Origin of the sequence: Cupriavidus sp. CuC1 (assembly GCF_044627735.1) — a bacterium.
GTDB classification, from domain to species: domain Bacteria; phylum Pseudomonadota; class Gammaproteobacteria; order Burkholderiales; family Burkholderiaceae; genus Cupriavidus; species Cupriavidus ulmosensis.
This window is the reverse complement of sequence record NZ_JBIUHC010000014.1, coordinates 42,081-59,095: the sequence shown is the minus strand read 5'-3', so window position 1 is coordinate 59,095 and position 17,015 is coordinate 42,081. Positions and strand designations below refer to the sequence as shown.

The window sequence follows — 17,015 nt, the reverse complement described above, 5'->3', positions numbered from 1 at the left end:
AACAAGCTGCCTCACAACCTCTACAGTCTGGAACATTTTCCGGCGCGCATCCTGGCTACTCTTGGGCACAACGCTTTCCAAGGGAGCTCTTCATGCAAATGCGAGCAGGACCGCGCATCCGTCAAGCTGCCTTTCCCCCATTTTGTAGAGGCGACCGCGGCTTCATCCTCATCGAATCGCTCACCGCCCTCGCCGTCCTCGGCGTCGGCCTGCTGCCGCTTGCCGCGCTGGCGCCGGTCGCGCTAGGCACGCTGCTCAGCTATGAGGCCCTCGGCCACGCTACAAGTGCCGCAGCAGAACTAGCGGAGTTGGGGGATCCGGGCCTCGCGCTGTCGCCCCTTCAAGCGCGCGGCGTGGGCCCGAATCACCTCCGGCTGTGCCAATCGCTTGCTTCGTCGGGGGACGAGCCCGGCCTGCCCGGGTGCTCGCCGGGACCAAGGCTGGCGGTCATCGGGCCGCTGCCCCTGGCTTCATCGGGACGCGCGAGCGGAGTGCAGGATGTGGCCGTGCTGCGCGTCGTTGCCCTCTGGATCCGGCCATGAGGGCCCGTCGCGCCCAGGGCTTCTCGCTGATCGAACTGATGGTTGGCCTGGCGCTCGGCCTGCTGGTCAGCGCGCTGGCTGCGTCGGCCTTCCATGCCGTCCAACTCGCTTACCGCGCCGCCGTTGACCTCGTGCTGCTGGAAGAACGCGGCCAGCGGGCGCTCGCCATCCTCACTCACCTGATCCGGCATAGCGGCTGGCAGCCGGTCGGTCAGGCCTTGCCGGCCAATGCGCCACCGGCGCTGTCGGGGCGCGACGATTGCGGCCAGCCGGGCATTGCCGCGCTGCCTACCTGCGCTCGCGGTGGCGTCAATGGCAGCGATGCGCTGCTGGTGCGATTCGGCGGCAGCGGGCGCGCACAGGATCCGACGCTGCCGGACCAGACCATGATCGATTGCAGCGGGTATGCGTTGCCGGCGATGAGCGTTGGCGGATCGGCTGGTGGCGCGGCCCGTGCATATGCGGGGGCCAGCTTGCTCTATATCGCCACCGGCGCGGATGGAGCCGCAATTGCTATGCCGCTATGCCAGCCGCCGTGACGGGCGGGTGCTGGAGGGAAGCTGGACATCCGGCGCCCTGGTGCGCGGCGTGGAGACCATGCAGCTGCGATACGGCATCGATACCGATGGCGATGGCAAGGCCGATGCGTTCCTGCGCGCCGAGGAACTGCGCGCCAGGGGCGACGCGGCCTGGCGCGAGGTACTGGTGGTGCAGGTGGCACTGGTACTGCGTGGTGAGCGCCCACTGGCGCTGGCGGCAGCGCCGGCCGTGCTCACCTTGTTCCCACCGGGCGCCCCGGGCGCACATGGCGGCGCCGGCCTCCATGCCGACGACCTCGTCTTCTCGCCGCGTGACCGACCTGCCTTGATACGCCGGGTCTTCTCGGCATCCGTGCGCCTGCGCAATGCCCGGCCCTGCACGGAGACACTATGCTGAGCGCCGCAGCTGCGCCTTGCCTGCTGCGCCGCGACCTGGCCAAAGGGAGCACCACGCTCCTGCTGACGGCCACGATGCTGCTGCTGGTGGCCGCCACAACCCTGGCTGGCCTGCAGTTCCTGCTCGCCAGCCGGCAAGTGACCACTTACCAGCTCGAGCAGGAGATCGCCTTTCGCGCAGCGGAGACGGCATTGCTCGACGCGGAAGGGGAGCTAATGGCAGCGCTCAGCAACGGCGCGTCCGGGGTGGATGCCCGCCTTGCTGCGTGGCCACCGCCGGGCCAATGCGGCTCTGGCCCGCAGCGGGGGCTTTGCCGGCCTGCCCCGAACATGCCGCCGCCATGGGTGGGTTGGCTCGATTCGCGCCGGGCGGATGAGGCCACCGGCATCGCGATGGGCACGTTCAGCGGCGTTACCCTGCCCGCGTTGCCCCCCGGAGCGGCTGGCGCGGGAACCATGCCGCGATACGTTGCCGAGTTGCTGCACGAGCGCCCTCCTGGCGAATGGCTGGGATCCGGCTACGCGTCGGGCACGGGATCACGGCCGCGTTTTCGCATAACGGCACTGGGCATGGGGCGCGACGCGGCGGTACGCCGCTTGCTGCAAAGCGAGTTCCAGCCATGACGCGCACCGCCCGGTTCCACCACTCGCTGACTGCGCTCGCCGCCGGCTTGCTGCTTGCTGGCACGGCACAGGGCGCGCGGAGCACACCACCTGTCCTGGTACCACCTCCCGCGTGGATGCCTGGCTGGTCGGGCCACGCCGAGTTCGTCGTTCAACACGGCGCGCGCGCTGCGCTGGTTAGGCTGGGCATGCGCGACGGCCTGCTGCATGCGTTCGACGCCAGGTCCGGCGAGGAAGTACTCGCTTACCGACCGCGTGCATTGCTCAAACGGAGCGCCGCGCCCTGCCCCTATCCCGAGGCGGCGGATGTCTCGCTCGAATCCGGTCGCTGGCGCACTGTGCTGCTGTGTGGCCTCCCGGCTCCCGCTACCGGCACGCTTGCAAGCGTCTTCGTCCTCGACATCACCAATGCCGCGGCGCAGCCACCACTGGAGGCCCTCTGGGAAGCCAATGCATCCGACGCGCTGCCGCTGGCGCCGTCAGGGCCCGTGCGCGCATTGGCGCTATCCACGCTTGAGGGGCCTAGCTGGTATGCCATGGTGATGCTCGCCAGCGCACACGGGCGCAAGACCCGGCCTGGCGAGCCGCAACGCGATCCGCCATGGCGGCCCGCCGGCATCGCCATGCTGCCGCTCGGCAAACCCGCGCAGGCGCCTTGGCAAGGACCCCACGCGATACTGCGGCTTCACCTGCCTGCCAGCGGTTGCCGGAACGGCGAGCCCAGCCTGGCCCTGCTGGCCGCGAGCATCCTGCCTGACGCTGCCGGCGTGGCTTTGGCGGCTTATGCGGTGGATACCGCCGGTGGGCTCTGGCGCTTCGACCTGCGCGGCGCGCCGCCATGGCACGATGGCGACCGGCGGGTGCGTTGCATTCACCGCGCAGAGAATCCAGTGCCCTTGCCGGCGCCATCCGCCAGCGCAGGCGCAATCGTGCCGCCTGTCCTCATCAGCGCTTCCGGTGGCCACCTGGTGGTGTACGGCCACGGCGAACGCATCACTGCCGTATTTGACAGCACAGCCCTTTCAAGCACAGGTAATACCGACGGCAGCGCCGCGCGCATCGCGGCCCAACCCCACGGGGGCGGCGTGGTGCTGCGCCGGCAGCCTCACAAGCGGGCTACGCAAGGCGGGGCCGCATCCACCGCTGGCTGGCACTTGCCTCTTCCCAATCCCGGCGAGCGCCTGGACCGGTTTCTCCCCGCCGACCCGGGCTACCTCGGCTTTGTCACCCGGACGCCCGACGCGCGCCAGCGTGCGTACCTGATCCACGCGCTGAGCGGCGAATCCACTACCAGTGCGCAGGCGGGTGGCCCCCTCGCCCACGTAGCAACCGGACTCGGCGCGAGCGCCATAGCGGCAGTGGTTCTCCAACGCACCGCACTGCCGCCGGAGCGATCCGCGCAACCAGGGACCACCTCGCGCGAGGCCGTGGCGCTCACGCTCTGGTCGCTGGAGGAAGGAAGCGCCGTGCCACTCAACCGCACCATCGCCAGCCGCCGCACCGGCCGCCTGAGCTGGCGCGAGCTGATCCGCACCGGCCCGCCATGAGACCCCGATGCTCCCGATCGATCCGCTGCAACAAGCCACGTCCATTCGTCCGCAATGGCGGACGCACCCTGGAGACACGTTCATGACACCCTGCCCTCGCCTGGGCGGCTTCACCCTGCTCGAGTTGCTGATCACGCTGACTGTCTCCGCGATCCTCATGGCGATGGTAATGCCTGCCTGGCACCAGCACATGGCACGCGGCTGGCGCGCCGAGGCGCGCAGCGCACTGATCGGCGTGATGCTGGACCTGGAGCGCCACGCGCTCGCCACCATGAGCTTCGCCGCCCAGCCGGGCGGCGCCACGGTGGCCGGCAAGTGGCCGCAGCCGGTGCCCGCCCAAGCGGCGCGCCCGCGTCATTGGATCAACGCCAGCGCCTGCCCGGGCAGCGGGCTGGCGCATTGCGTGGAGCTGCGTGCCGTGCCGCTGACGCCGGATGCGTCATGCGGCACGCTGATACTGCGCAGTACCGGCGAGTGGCTTGCGCAGCCCGCCTTTGCCGCGGAGCCGGTGCCGCTGCCCCAGGCGTGCTGAGGCGGCCATGCGTCGGATCTGGCACCCGCACTGGCGCCGGCATTCGCGTCGCGGCGCAACGCTTGCCGAGCTGCTGACCTGCTTGGCCGTGCTGGCCATCCTGGCAGCGCTGGCTTTCCCGTCCTGGCAGCGCTTGCAAGCGCGCCAGCAGGTGATGCTGGCGGCAGACCGCCTGGCCGGCTCGCTGGCGGTGGCGCGCTCCGCCGCCGTGGCCCGGCGATCCGACGTGATATTGACGCCCTTGCCGGGCGCCTCGTCGCTGGATCATGGCTGGCGCCTGGCACTGGCGCCAGGGGGCGAGCCTGGCCAGGACGATGCCGGCTTACTTGCGGTCGTCGAACTGCGCAACGCCTGCCTGCGCATTGCCCTGCGCTCCACCACGCAAGGCAGCAATACGCTGCGCATGACAGCTGTGGGATACTCTCGCTCAGAGCAAGGCGGGTTCCTCGCTGCCACCTTCACCGTTTCCTGCCAGGGCGAACAGCGGCAGCTAAGGCTCGGTGCTCACGGCCGCGTCCGTCTGTGCACGCCGGGGCAGGATGCCGATTGCGGCGACCTCGCACAGTCCGCGCCGCCCTGACACCAGAAGACTGAAACCGTATCCAACGCATCAACTCACCGCCCGCGCGGCAGGAAGCACCAGGCCTCATGTTCTCCGATACCGACCACGCAGCCATGGCACAGGCTCTCGCGCTCGCCGAGCGTGGCATGTACACCACCACGCCCAACCCGCGCGTTGGCTGCGTTTTGTCCAAGGACGGCAAGATCATCGGCCAGGGCTTCACCCAACCCGCCGGGCAGGATCACGCCGAGATCCAGGCGCTCAAGGATGCCGCGGCGCGCGGGAACGATCCCAAGGGTGCCACCGCCTTTGTCACGCTCGAGCCCTGCAGCCATTTTGGCCGGACGCCGCCCTGCGCGGACGCGCTGGTGCGCGCCGGCATCGCGCGCGTGGTGGCGGCCATGGAAGACCCGAACCCGACGGTTTCCGGCCGTGGCTTGCAGCGGCTGCGCGAAGCCGGCGTGGACGTGCGCTGCGGCCTGCTCGAAAAAGAAGCACGCGAGCTCAACATCGGCTTTGTCAATCGGATGACGCGCGGCCTGCCCTGGGTGCGTGTCAAGGTGGCCGCCTCGCTCGACGGCGGCACCGCGCTGCACGACGGCAGTAGCCAGTGGATTACCGGCCAGGCGGCGCGCGACGACGGCCACGCCTGGCGTGCGCGCGCCAGCGCCATCCTGACCGGCATCGGCACCGTGCGAGACGACAACCCGCAGCTCAATGTGCGTGCCGTGGACACGCCGCGCCAGCCCCAGCGCGTGGTGGTGGATTCCCGGCTGGAGATTCCCCTGGACGCGCGCCTGCTGACGCCGGACACCGGGGACTTTGCCAAGCCGGTGCTGGTGTTCTGCGCCTTTGACGATACGGCGCGCCGGCGCGCCCTGGAAGCCCGCGGCGCGGAAGTGGTGGTGCTGCCCAATCCGCACGGCAAGGTGGAATTGCGCCACATGCTGGAAGAGCTCGGCCGGCGCGGCGTCAACGAGCTGCACGTGGAAGCCGGCTTCAAGCTCAACGGATCGCTGATCCGCGAGCATTGCGCCGACGAGCTGCTGATCTACCTGGCGCCCAAGCTGCTGGGCGACGCGCAAGGCATGTTCCAGTTGCCGCCCCTGGCGCGGCTGCAGGACGCCGCGGCCTTCCGCTGGCACGATGTGCGCATGATCGGCGAAGACCTGCGCCTGATCGCGCGCCGCGCCGATCACGTCTGATCGCCTGCCGGTAAAAACGAATCGGCTCCACACCTGCTAGCATGCGTGTTTTCCCATTGCATCACGCATCGATCATGTTCACTGGCATTGTCGCGGCCGTCGGCCGCATCGAAACCGTTTCCCCGCTGGGCGCCAGCGAAGCCGCAGCCGATGCCGGCGTGCGCCTGCGCATCCGTGCCAACGGGCTGGACCTGTCCGATGTCATCCTTGGCGACAGCATCGCCATCCAGGGTGCCTGCATGACGGTCATCGCGCTGGACGGCGACGCCTTCGACGTCGATGTCTCCCGCGAATCGCTCGACAAGACCGCTGGCCTGGACAAGCCCGGCCGGGTCAACCTGGAGAAGGCGCTGACCCTGGCCGACCGCCTCGGCGGCCACCTGGTCTCGGGCCATGTCGACGGGCTTGGCGAAGTCACGCACTTCGCGCCGGTGGGCGAGTCCCATGAACTGCGCGTGCGCGCCCCGCGCGAGCTGGGACGCTACCTGGCCTACAAGGGGTCCGTGGTGGTCAACGGCGTGTCGCTGACGGTCAACAAGGTCATCGACGACGAAGACGGTTGCACGTTCTCGATCAACCTGATCCCCCACACCATCGAAGTCACCACGCTGCAGGATCTGAAGCCCGGCGCGCGCGTGAACCTGGAGATCGACCTGATCGCGCGGTACGTGGAGCGGATGTTGAGCGCCCCGAAACCCGCCTGACACGCGTCCTTTCAGCACCCCGCCGCCTGGCAAGGCCACCTGACTTGCCGCCGCCCACCGTCACACGGAGGGCCTTCGGCATTGGCCCGGCAGGCGCCGCGCGCCCTGCGGCGCCCGGTTGACGTACAATATTGGGCCAGACCGCTGCCGCAGTCGGCCGGTATACCGCAAAAGCGCGCAAAAGTGCGTCAAAGCGGGTATCGGCCAGATTGCACCGGCAGCCGGCCAGCAAGCCATCCCGCCCGAAATTCAGCCAGAATTCCAGCCCAAACTTCAGCCAGCTTCCCAGCCTGCAAGCCATGACAATCGCCCGTACAGAAGAAATCATTGCCGAAATCCGTGCCGGCCGCATGGTCATCCTGGTTGACGAGGAAGACCGCGAGAACGAGGGCGACCTGGTCCTGGCTGCCGATTTCGTCACACCGGAGGCGATCAATTTCATGGCCAAGTACGGCCGTGGCCTCATCTGCCTGACACTGACCGCCGAACGCTGCCGCCAGCTCGAGCTGCAGCCCATGGTCAGCCGCAACGGCACGGTGCACGGCACCAACTTCACGGTGTCAATCGAAGCGGCGGAGGGCGTCACGACCGGCATCTCGGCGGCCGACCGCGCCCGCACCGTGCAAGCCGCGGTGGCCAAGGATGCCCGTGCCGCCGACCTGGTCCAGCCCGGCCATATCTTCCCGTTGACGGCCCAACCCGGCGGCGTGCTGATTCGCGCGGGCCATACCGAAGCCGGTTGCGACCTGGGCGCCCTGGCTGGCCTGACGCCGGCCGCCGTGATCTGCGAGATCATGAAGGACGATGGCACCATGGCGCGCCTGCCGGACCTGATCGAGTTCGCGCAAGAGCATCACATCAAGATCGGCACCATTGCCGACCTGATCCACTACCGCAGCCGCACCGAGAGCATCATCGAGCGCGCCGGCGAGCGCACCATGCAAACGCCGTACGGCACGTTCCACAGCATCATCTATCGCGACAAGCCGAGCGGCCGCGCCCACCTGGCGCTGGTCAAGGGCAACCCCCAGGCCGATCGTGAAACGCTGGTGCGCGTGCACGAGCCGCTTTCCACGCTGGACCTGCTGGAAGTGTCGCGTACCACGCACTCCTGGAGCGTGCCCGCCGCGCTCGAAGCCATTGCGCAGTCCGAGCATGGCGTGATGGTGTTGCTGAACTGCGGCGACACGGCCGAACAGCTGTTCACGCAGTTCTCGGCGCTCGACGCGCCGCAAAACCGCCCGCGCGTGAAGCCGGACTTGCGCACCTACGGCACCGGCGCCCAGATCCTCAAGGATCTCGGCGTGGGCAAGATGCGCGTGCTGGCATCTCCGCTGAAAATGCCGAGCATGACCGGCTATGACCTTGAAGTGACTGGCTACCAGCCCATGAGCGGCGGCCAGGCTAACTGAACTACCGGATACACGGCAGCCGCGAACCTGTCGCTGGCCGCCACCCGAACCCTGGAGAATAAAGATGGATCACGGTTTCTACCCCAGCAACCTCGAAGGTGAAGGCCTGCGCATCGGCATCGTGCAAGCGCGCTTCAACGAGCCGGTTTGCGCCGAGCTGCTCGAAGCCTGCGTCGCCGAGCTGGAAAAGCTGGGCATCGAAGGCGAGGACACCCTGGTGGTGACCGTGCCGGGCGCGCTCGAAGTGCCACTGGCATTGCAAAAAATGGCTGAAAGCGGCCAGTTCGATGCGCTGGTCGCGCTGGGCGCGGTCGTGCGCGGCGAGACCTATCACTTCGAGCTGGTCTCGAATGAATCGGGCGCCGGCATCAGCCGTGTCGGCCTGGACTTCAATGTGCCCATCGCCAACGGCATCCTGACCGTCGACACCGACGCCCAGGCCCATGCCCGCACCCGCGAGAAGGGCCGCGACTGCGCCCGCGCCGCGGTGGAAATGGCCAACCTGGTCTCCGCGCTGGATTCGCTGCGCAACCAGGAAGCGGATGAAGACGAGGACGACGATGAGTGACGCGCCCGAGAGCAGCAACCCCGCCGGCAAGCCAGCGGACGACGCCGGCACCAAGCCCGTCGCCAAGACCGAGCCCAAGGCAGCGCCCAAGAGCGCGCGCCGGCGCTCGCGCGAGCTCGCCCTGCAGGGCCTCTACCAGTGGCTGCTGAACCGCAACGATACCGATGCGATCCAGGCCCACCTGCACGACGCCCAAGGCTTCAACAAGGCTGACCGCGAGCACTTCGACGCACTGCTCAATGGCGCCATCCGCGAAGAAGCCCGGCTGACGGGCGCCTTCGAGCCGTTCCTGGACCGCCCGGTGAGCGAGCTCTCGCCGGTCGAGCGTGCGGCCCTGCTGATCGGCAGCTACGAGTTGATCCACTGCGTGGACATCCCGTACAAGGTTGTCATCAACGAAGCCGTGGAATTGACCAAGACCTTCGGCGGCGTGGAAGGCTACAAGTACGTCAACGGCGTGCTGGACAAGCTGGCCGCCAAGGTGCGCGCGCCGGAACTGGCCGCCCGACGCTGAACGACGGCAACCGGCGCCGTTCACGGTGCCATGCTTGCCGTACCGACACCCGCTCCGGCGGGTGTTTTTACATGTACTGCGCCCAACTCCGTCCAAATTCATTCAACCCAGCCCACCAAGCCTATTCCCACCATGGACCTGCAGCGCCTCGCCACCGCCTCCCGCCTTGCCAATATCGACGCCTTCCACGTGATGGAGCTGGCCAAGCAGGCCGCCGAACTCGAGCGCGCCGGGCGCCACATCATCCACATGGGGATCGGCGAGCCCGACTTCACCGCCGCCGAGCCCGTGGTCCGGGCCGCCGAGGCCGCCATGCGCCGCGGCGTGACCCAGTACACCAGCGCGCTGGGCATCGCACCGTTGCGCGAGGCCATCGCCGGCTATTACAAGACCATGTACGGGATCGACATCCCGGCGCGCCGCGTGGTGGTGACCGCCGGTGCCTCGGCCGCGTTGCTGCTGGCCTGCGCCGTGCTGGTGGAGATCGGCGCGGAAGTGCTGATGCCCGACCCCAGCTACCCCTGCAACCGGCATTTCGTTGCCGCTTTCGACGGCCGCGCGAAGATGATCCCGAGCGGCCCGGCCCAGCGCTTCCAGCTCACGGCCGAGCAGGTGGAGACCCACTGGGGCGAACAGACCCGTGGCGTGCTGCTGGCGTCGCCTTCCAACCCCACCGGCACATCGATCCTGCCGGACGAGCTGGCGCGCATCCTGAAGGCCGTGCGGGCCCGCCAGGGCTTTGCCATCGTCGACGAGATCTACCAGGGCCTGTCGTACGACGCGCCGCCGGTATCGGCGCTGAGCCTGGACGAGGACGTGATCACCGTCAACAGCTTCTCCAAGTACTTCAATATGACCGGCTGGCGCCTGGGCTGGCTGGTGGTGCCGGACGAACTGGTGGGCGCCTTCGAGAAAGTGGCGCAGAACCTCTTCATCTGCGCCTCGGCCGTTGCCCAGCATGCCGCGCTGGCCTGCTTCTCCCCCGAGGCGCTGGCGATCTACGATGCGCGCAAGGCGGAGTTCCACCGCCGCCGCGATGCCGTCGTGCCGGCGCTGGAGTCGCTCGGCCTGCGGGTGCCGGTCAAGCCGGATGGCGCCTTCTACGTCTATGCGGACTGCCGTGGCGTCAACCACCCGGCCGCGGGCGATGCCGACAGCCTGACGCAGGCCATGCTGCACGATGCCGGTGTGGTGCTGGTGCCGGGCCAGGACTTTGGCCCCTTCACGGCGAGCGACTACATCCGGATTTCCTACGCGACCTCGATGGAGAACATCGAGGAGGCCATGGCCCGCCTGGGCAAGTTCTTCGCCTGAACGCCAGCCAGAGCCGTAGCTGCAACGAAAAAAAAAAGCACCCGGAAGGGTGCTTTTTTTCTGCGCTGCCCGAGATGTGAAGATCCCGGGATCAGGCGCTTTTCGGAACGTTGCCTGCCGCTTCCAGCTTATCGCCGGCCGTGCCGTGATGATGTTCGGCTTGAGCCTTGGCATCCGCCGTCACTTCAGGCTTGGCGGACACCGGCTCAGCCGCGACGCTGCGCACGCCCGGCAGCTGGCGCAGGCGGGCGCGCTCTGCCAGCACCTTGGCGCCATAGCCGCCATCAGTGTTGGTGGTCGCCGCACCCACGTAATACTTCAGGCCGCCTTCCAGCGAACCGGCGCGGGCGATGCAGTCCTTGAGCACCAGCGCGCCGATCTTGATGTTGGCATACGGGTTCAGCGCGGCTGCCACGCCGCCCACGGCCTCGTATTTGTCCTGGTGGACCTTGGTCATCACCTGCATCAGGCCCTGGGCGCCCACGCCGCTCTCCGCGTACGGATTGAAGCTGGACTCGATCGCGATCACGCCCAGGATCAGCAACGGATCGATACCGACCTCGCGCCCCGTCAGGTACGCGGCCTTCACCAGTTGCGCGGTAGCCTGCGCCGCCACTCGATACTTGCGAGCGATGTACTCAGCCACCACAGCCTGCTCGCGCGCGCTGCCCAGCGTGGCCGGATTGCGCGCGTCAAGCGCCACGCGCTGTGCCGGGATCTGCGCGGCCAGGTGGGCCACGGAGGGTACCTTGCCGGCGGGCTGCTGGCCCCAGTCGTCCGTGCCGGACACGGTCGGCAAGCCTGCGGGCTTGGACTGCGTGGACTGCGTGGACTGCGCCATCGTCAGGCCCAGCTTGGCCGCGGCCACATCGGCCGTGGACGCAGGCACTGCGGCTTCCATCAACACTGCGGGCGCTTCCTCGCCGGCCAGCGCACCGGCCAGGGCCGTACGCCATTCCTGGCTGACAGACAGCGATACCGCAGCGACTACAGACATGACCCCGAGACTGTTCAGGGCATATTTCAATGTTGCGCGACCGCTCCGTAAAGCGCGGCCAGCGACCGGATGCGCAAGGCGGACCTGCAATGCCCGACTCACTCCGGGTACCGGGTGTCTGAAACGGACCTGCAATGCCCGCCCGACTCCGGGAAGATGAAGGGTTTTCCAACCACTCATACTTACCTCCATCCGCTGCCCGCTTCGTGCCGCGCTGCTGCGCCGCACGCCCGTTGACCGCGTATTCAAGTAAGGATGCCGCGCCGCCTAGCAAAGACGTCCAGCACCTGTTGGTGGGCGCTCCCCATGCGCCCAACGAGAAACAGGGTAGGCTCTTGGGGGAGCCTGCCCTGCCGCGAACTACTCAAAGCACCCGGCCACGGCCGGGGCGATCGATCGAATCCGTCCTGCTCAGACGCATCCGTTCATATGATCAGATATGGATATTTCCCCACTAATCCCCTTGACAGGGCAGAAGAAAATGTGCTGCACCGCAACAGTCCAACGAGCAGAACCGGATTGTAGGAACCCTTTTATACATCGTCAAGAATAACGTTTATATAAAACAAAGCTTTTAGTTATATGTAACAAGGGTCTTTGACGCACTTTCATGCCACCTCGATTGGGTAAATCTCAGTACTGGCAAAGCATAGAGGCCATCCCTACCGACCAAGGCAGAGTCAAAAAATTTACAATTTGGAGATGCAAATTGGGACGATTTTTTTGTGTCCCATCACTTTCATGTGAATATTGCTTCACACCACTTGCATGGACAGGTGCGCTAACGTGCCTGCGCCTCAATCGAATAAATCATGAAATACAACGACTTGCGCGATTTCCTGGGCCAACTGGAAGGCCTTGGCGAGCTGAAACGGATCGGTGCGCCGGTGTCGCCCAACCTCGAAATGACCGAAATCTGCGACAGGCTGTTGCGAGCCGGCGGACCTGCCGTCGTGTTCGAAAACCCGAGCGATCCGCATCGGCCTGGTCAGACTTATAGCGTGCCCGTACTGGCCAATCTGTTCGGCACGACACGAAGAGTGGCCCTCGGCATGGGCGCGGAGAGCCTGGCCGACCTGCGCGACATTGGCCGCGTCTTGTCGGCGCTCAAGGAGCCCGAGCCGCCCCGCGGCCTGCGCGAAGCGGGCAAACTGTTCACCTTGGCCAAGTCGGTGTGGGACATGGCGCCCAAGCGCGTCAGCAGCCCGGCCTGCCAGGAGGTGGTCTGGGAAGGCAACGACGTGGACCTGGCGCGCCTGCCGATCCAGACCTGCTGGCCGGAAGACGCGGCGCCTCTGATCACCTGGGGCCTGGTGATCACCAAAGGCCCGCACAAGAAGCGCCAGAACCTGGGCATCTACCGCCAGCAGGTGATCAGCCGCAACCAGGTGATCATGCGCTGGCTGGCGCATCGCGGCGGCGCGCTGGATTTCCGCGAGCACGCGCTGGCCAACCCCGGCAAGCCGTTCCCGATCGCGGTGGCGCTGGGCGCTGACCCGGCCACCATCCTCGGCGCCGTCACCCCGGTGCCGGACACCTTGTCGGAATACCAGTTTGCCGGCCTGCTGCGCGGCAGCCGCACGGCGCTGGCGGGCTGTATCACGCCGACGCTGTCAGAGCTGAGCGTGCCGGCCTCGGCCGAGTTCGTGCTGGAAGGCCATATCCAGCCCGACCCGGATCATCCCACCGGCTACCAGCACGCGCTGGAAGGCCCGTATGGCGACCACACCGGCTACTACAACGAGCAGGATTGGTTCCCCGTCTTCACCATCGACCGCATCACCATGCGGCGCGACCCGATCTACCACTCCACCTATACCGGCAAGCCACCCGACGAGCCCGCGGTGCTGGGCGTGGCGCTCAATGAAGTCTTCGTGCCGCTGCTGCAAAAGCAGTTCCCCGAGATCACCGACTTCTACCTGCCGCCGGAGGGCTGCAGCTATCGCATGGCCGTGGTGCGCATGAAGAAGCAGTACGCCGGCCACGCCAAGCGCGTGATGTTCGGCGTCTGGAGCTTCCTGCGCCAGTTCATGTATACGAAGTTCATCGTAGTGGTGGACGACGATGTCGACGTGCGCGACTGGAAGGAAGTGATCTGGGCCATCACCACCCGTGTCGATCCCGCGCGCGATACCGTGCTGGTGGAGAACACGCCGATCGACTACCTCGACTTTGCCTCGCCGGTGTCGGGGCTGGGCTCGAAGATGGGCATCGACGCCACCGACAAATGGCCGGGCGAAACCACCCGCGAATGGGGCCGACCGATCCAGATGGATGCCGCGGTCAAGGCACGCGTCGACAGCATGTGGGACTCCCTGTTCGAGGCCCGCGCCAAAGCGTGATCGCGGGCAACATGTAAGATCCCACTAAATCGCATCGCAACCCATCCGCACGTCCGCGCGAGACGGACCCCAGGAGGAGCCATGACCACCCTTGAAGAAGGGCAACTGATGTGGACGCCATCGCCGGCGTTCCGCGACGGCAGCCGCGTTGCGCACTTCATGCGCTGGCTGGAGAGCGAGCGCGGCCTCGCCTTTGCCGATTACGCCGCGCTGTGGCAGTGGTCGGTGACCGACCTGGAAGCCTTCTGGGACGCCATCCGCGCCTATTTCGACCTGCGCTTCGACACCCCGCCCACGCGCGTGCTCGCCAGCGCACGGATGCCCGGTGCGCGCTGGTTCGAAGGCGCCAGCCTCAACTATGTGCAGCAGGTGTTCCGCCATGCTGGCAGCGGCACCGCGCGCCAGCGCACGGCCATCCGCTACGCCGGTGAATCCATCGCGGTCACTGACCTGAGCTGGGATGCGCTGGAGCAGCAGGTTGCCTCGCTGGCGCATGCCCTGCGCGGCATGGGCGTGGCGCGCGGCGACCGCGTGGCGGGCTACCTGCCGAACATTCCCGCCACCGTCGTCGCCTTCCTGGCCACCGCCAGCCTGGGCGCGACCTGGTCGGGCTGCGCGCCCGACATGGGCCAGGTCGCGGTAATCGACCGCTTCCGCCAGATCGAGCCCAAGGTGCTTGTCGCAGTCGATGGCTACCGTTACGGCGGCAAGGCCTACGACCGGGCAACGGTGCTGGCCGAGCTGGCTGCCGCCCTGCCTTCGCTCACGGACCTGGTGCTGGTGCCGGGCGAGCATGCCGATGCGCAGGCCGGCCCGGACGCCATCCCGCTCCCCGCCAACGTGCGCCGCCACACATGGCAGGCGGTGCTGGCGCATCGCGTGGCGCTGGCGATCGAGTCCGTGCCGTTCGACCACCCGCTGTGGATCGTCTATTCCTCAGGCACCACCGGCATGCCCAAGCCCATCGTGCATGGCCACGGCGGGATCGTCATCGAGCAGCTCAAGCTGATGGCCTTTCACAACAACCTCGGGCCGGACGACGTCTTCCATTGGTACAGCAGCAGCGGCTGGATCATGTGGAACGCGCAGATCGCAGGCCTGCTGCTGGGCAGCACCATCGCACTCTACGACGGCAATCCCGCGTGGCCCGATGGCGGTGTGCTTTGGCGCTTCGTGGACGCCGCCCGCGTCACCGCCTTTGGCGCGGGCGCGGCGTTCTTCACCGCCGGCATGAAGGCGGGGATCGAACCCGCCCGCCTGGCCGACCTTTCCCGGCTGCGCGCGCTCGGCTCGACCGGCTCGCCGCTGCCGGCCGAAGCCTATGACTGGATCTACCGCCACGTGGGCGCGGACATCTGGCTTGCGCCGATGAGCGGCGGCACCGACTTCGCCGGCTCGTTCGTGGCAGGCTGCCCGATCCTGCCGGTCTACTCGGGCGAGATGCAGTGCCGCTGCCTGGGTGCGAAAGTCGAAGCCTTCGACGAAGCGGGCAACGCGCTGGTGGGCGAAGTGGGCGAGCTGGTCTGCACGGCGCCCATGCCGTCGATGCCGCTGTTCCTCTGGGGCGACACGGACGGGCAGCGTTACCGTGACAGCTACTTCGACACCTATCCCGGCGTGTGGCGCCACGGTGACTGGATCAAGATCACCGCGCACGGCGGCGCCATCATCTACGGCCGCTCGGACGCAACCATCAACCGCCACGGCATCCGCATGGGCACCAGCGAGCTGTACCGCGTGGTGGAGGACCTGCCGGAAGTGCTCGACAGCATGGTGGTGGACCTCGAATACCTGGGGCGCGATTCGTACATGCCGCTGTTCGTGGTGCTGCGCGAGGGCATGGTCCTGGACGATGCATTGCGCGACACCATGCGCGCGCGCATCCGCTGCGCGCTGTCCTCACGCCATGTGCCCAACGAGATCCTGCAGGTGCCCGGCGTGCCGCGCACGCTGTCGGGCAAGAAGATGGAAGTGCCCATCAAGAAGCTGCTGCTGGGCCACCCGCCCGACAAGATCGCCAACCGCGACGCCATGGCCAACCCGGGAACGCTGGACTGGTACTTCGCCTACGCCGAGCGCTTTATCGCGGCGCGCGCCAGCGAATCCGCGGCGGTGTGAAACGAACAAGGGCGCACCGCGGCGCAAAACGCCGCGGTGCGCCCTCTTCCATCTCCTGGCAAGAAGGTCAGAACTCCACTTCGAGTTCGCTGATTTCGTCGGGCTCCTTCTTCGCCGCGGCAATCCATTCCTGCAACTCCGGCATGGCAAGTATCTGCTTGCAGTACTCCACCGGCGCCGGATCCAGCATCACGCCGTAGGTCACGAAGCGCGTCACCACCGGCGCGTACATCGCATCGGCCATGGTGCGCGTCGCACCAAACAGGTAGGGGCCGCCGTATTGCGTCAGGCACTCGGTCCAGATCTGCGTGATACGGTCGATGTCGGCCTGCGCGCGCGACCACACCTTGAAGCCAGGAAAATGCCCCTTCAGGTTCATCGGCAACGCCGCGCGCATGGCGGCGAAGCCCGAGTGCATCTCGCCGCAGATGGCGCGGCAATGCGCGCGCGCGGCGCGATCATCCGGCAGCAGTCCGGCCTTGGGGCGGACCTCGTTGAGATACTCGGCGATGGCCAGCGTGTCCCACACTGTCACGCCCTGATGCAGCAGGCGTGGAACGAGGATCGAAGGCGACAGCAGCAGGATTTCCGCGCGCGCCGCGGCGTCGTCGGGGGGCACCAGCACCTCCTCGAATTCCAGCCCCGCGAAGCGCACCAGCAGCCAGCCGCGCAGCGACCACGATGAATACGTCTTACTGCTGATGGTGAGTGTCGTCCTTGCCATCCCGCCTCCTTGCCACCTGGAAAAGCCGTTGCATGGCGGGCGAACCCCGTCATCTGTGTGCCAGCAGACGGTGCGCCCGTGCCTCTCGCTGCAGTGTCGCGCTATGCGTTGTGTGCTTTGTGCTAGCTGCTTCTACTATGAATTTGTACTACATCATGGCGGGAACATTAGTCCTGCTTGCGCTTACCTTGACGGGATGCAAAGGCATGCGCCGAGCCTGAAGCCGGTGTGCATCGGGTACGCCATTTCATGGTCCGGACGTGCTGCGGCCACGGCGGCACCGGCACGGTGCGCCGCGCGGCACCAGCATGAGGCAGATGTACTGGCGAAGATCCGCGTGCGTCGTTCGCGCGCGCCGCTTGCGCCGCATACGAA

17 protein-coding genes are annotated in these 17,015 nt (G+C 67.2%); 15 read left to right on the top strand and 2 right to left on the bottom strand.

What is annotated here, in order from left to right; genetic code table 11:
* Nucleotides 1–92: 92 nt before the first annotated feature.
* The 13 genes from ACGLHR_RS08760 (at nucleotide 93) to ACGLHR_RS08700 (ending at nucleotide 10,459) form a co-directional block, all read left to right on the top strand.
* Nucleotides 93–542 (top strand): hypothetical protein, encoded by a 450-nt coding sequence (locus ACGLHR_RS08760; RefSeq protein ID WP_400093265.1) that lies wholly within the window; start codon nucleotides 93–95, stop codon nucleotides 540–542.
* Nucleotides 539–1,081: a PilW family protein gene (locus ACGLHR_RS08755; RefSeq protein WP_400093263.1), complete on the top strand. Its 543-nt coding sequence runs from the start codon at nucleotides 539–541 to the stop codon at nucleotides 1,079–1,081. Before ACGLHR_RS08760 ends, ACGLHR_RS08755 begins: the two co-directional genes overlap by 4 nt.
* On the top strand, nucleotides 1,053–1,478 hold the full coding sequence (locus ACGLHR_RS08750) for a PilW family protein (RefSeq protein WP_400093261.1): 426 nt from the start codon (nucleotides 1,053–1,055) through the stop codon (nucleotides 1,476–1,478). Before ACGLHR_RS08755 ends, ACGLHR_RS08750 begins: the two co-directional genes overlap by 29 nt.
* Nucleotides 1,472–2,101: a pilus assembly protein gene (locus ACGLHR_RS08745; protein WP_400093260.1), complete on the top strand. Its 630-nt coding sequence runs from the start codon at nucleotides 1,472–1,474 to the stop codon at nucleotides 2,099–2,101. Before ACGLHR_RS08750 ends, ACGLHR_RS08745 begins: the two co-directional genes overlap by 7 nt.
* Entirely contained in the window at nucleotides 2,098–3,648 is a 1,551-nt protein-coding gene (locus tag ACGLHR_RS08740) for a pilus assembly protein PilY (protein WP_400093258.1), read from the top strand. The genes ACGLHR_RS08745 and ACGLHR_RS08740 overlap by 4 nt, the downstream gene beginning before the upstream one ends.
* Before the next feature lie 82 nt (nucleotides 3,649–3,730).
* Nucleotides 3,731–4,180 (top strand): prepilin-type N-terminal cleavage/methylation domain-containing protein, encoded by a 450-nt coding sequence (locus ACGLHR_RS08735; RefSeq protein WP_318234318.1) that lies wholly within the window; start codon nucleotides 3,731–3,733, stop codon nucleotides 4,178–4,180.
* Between the two features lie 7 nt (nucleotides 4,181–4,187).
* A complete protein-coding gene (locus ACGLHR_RS08730) occupies nucleotides 4,188–4,760 on the top strand; it encodes a GspH/FimT family pseudopilin (RefSeq protein ID WP_400093256.1) in 573 nt (190 codons plus the stop codon).
* Nucleotides 4,761–4,828: 68 nt separating this feature from the next.
* Entirely contained in the window at nucleotides 4,829–5,947 is a 1,119-nt protein-coding gene (gene ribD, locus ACGLHR_RS08725) for a bifunctional diaminohydroxyphosphoribosylaminopyrimidine deaminase/5-amino-6-(5-phosphoribosylamino)uracil reductase RibD (protein WP_267604008.1), read from the top strand.
* 74 nt (nucleotides 5,948–6,021) lie between these two features.
* On the top strand, nucleotides 6,022–6,651 hold the full coding sequence (locus tag ACGLHR_RS08720) for a riboflavin synthase (protein WP_400093254.1): 630 nt from the start codon (nucleotides 6,022–6,024) through the stop codon (nucleotides 6,649–6,651).
* Nucleotides 6,652–6,950: 299 nt separating this feature from the next.
* On the top strand, nucleotides 6,951–8,063 hold the full coding sequence (gene ribBA, locus ACGLHR_RS08715) for a bifunctional 3,4-dihydroxy-2-butanone-4-phosphate synthase/GTP cyclohydrolase II (protein WP_267604009.1): 1,113 nt from the start codon (nucleotides 6,951–6,953) through the stop codon (nucleotides 8,061–8,063).
* Nucleotides 8,064–8,127: 64 nt separating this feature from the next.
* Nucleotides 8,128–8,631 carry a 6,7-dimethyl-8-ribityllumazine synthase gene (ribH, locus tag ACGLHR_RS08710; protein ID WP_400093252.1) on the top strand — a complete coding sequence of 168 codons (504 nt, stop codon included), beginning with the start codon at nucleotides 8,128–8,130 and terminating at the stop codon, nucleotides 8,629–8,631.
* Complete coding sequence (nusB, locus tag ACGLHR_RS08705; protein WP_318234310.1) at nucleotides 8,624–9,145, top strand: transcription antitermination factor NusB; 522 nt, start codon at nucleotides 8,624–8,626, stop codon at nucleotides 9,143–9,145. Before ribH ends, nusB begins: the two co-directional genes overlap by 8 nt.
* Nucleotides 9,146–9,277: 132 nt before the next feature.
* On the top strand, nucleotides 9,278–10,459 hold the full coding sequence (locus tag ACGLHR_RS08700; protein ID WP_400093250.1) for a pyridoxal phosphate-dependent aminotransferase: 1,182 nt from the start codon (nucleotides 9,278–9,280) through the stop codon (nucleotides 10,457–10,459).
* A gap of 91 nt (nucleotides 10,460–10,550) precedes the next feature.
* Here the strand turns inward: ACGLHR_RS08700 and ACGLHR_RS08695 are convergent, their stop codons facing one another.
* A complete protein-coding gene (locus ACGLHR_RS08695) occupies nucleotides 10,551–11,636 on the bottom strand; it encodes a transglycosylase SLT domain-containing protein (protein ID WP_400093248.1) in 1,086 nt (361 codons plus the stop codon).
* 632 nt (nucleotides 11,637–12,268) lie between these two features.
* On the opposite strand from ACGLHR_RS08695, the gene ubiD reads away from it, so the two are divergent.
* Nucleotides 12,269–13,798, top strand: coding sequence for a 4-hydroxy-3-polyprenylbenzoate decarboxylase (ubiD, locus tag ACGLHR_RS08690; protein ID WP_318234308.1), 1,530 nt, complete (start codon nucleotides 12,269–12,271; stop codon nucleotides 13,796–13,798).
* A gap of 81 nt (nucleotides 13,799–13,879) precedes the next feature.
* Complete coding sequence (locus ACGLHR_RS08685) at nucleotides 13,880–15,916, top strand: acetoacetate--CoA ligase (protein WP_400093246.1); 2,037 nt, start codon at nucleotides 13,880–13,882, stop codon at nucleotides 15,914–15,916.
* Nucleotides 15,917–15,983: 67 nt separating this feature from the next.
* On the opposite strand, the gene ACGLHR_RS08680 is transcribed toward ACGLHR_RS08685, so the two are convergent.
* Nucleotides 15,984–16,640 (bottom strand): glutathione S-transferase family protein, encoded by a 657-nt coding sequence (locus ACGLHR_RS08680; RefSeq protein ID WP_267604017.1) that lies wholly within the window; start codon nucleotides 16,638–16,640, stop codon nucleotides 15,984–15,986.
* Between the last annotated feature and the right edge of the window lie 375 nt (nucleotides 16,641–17,015).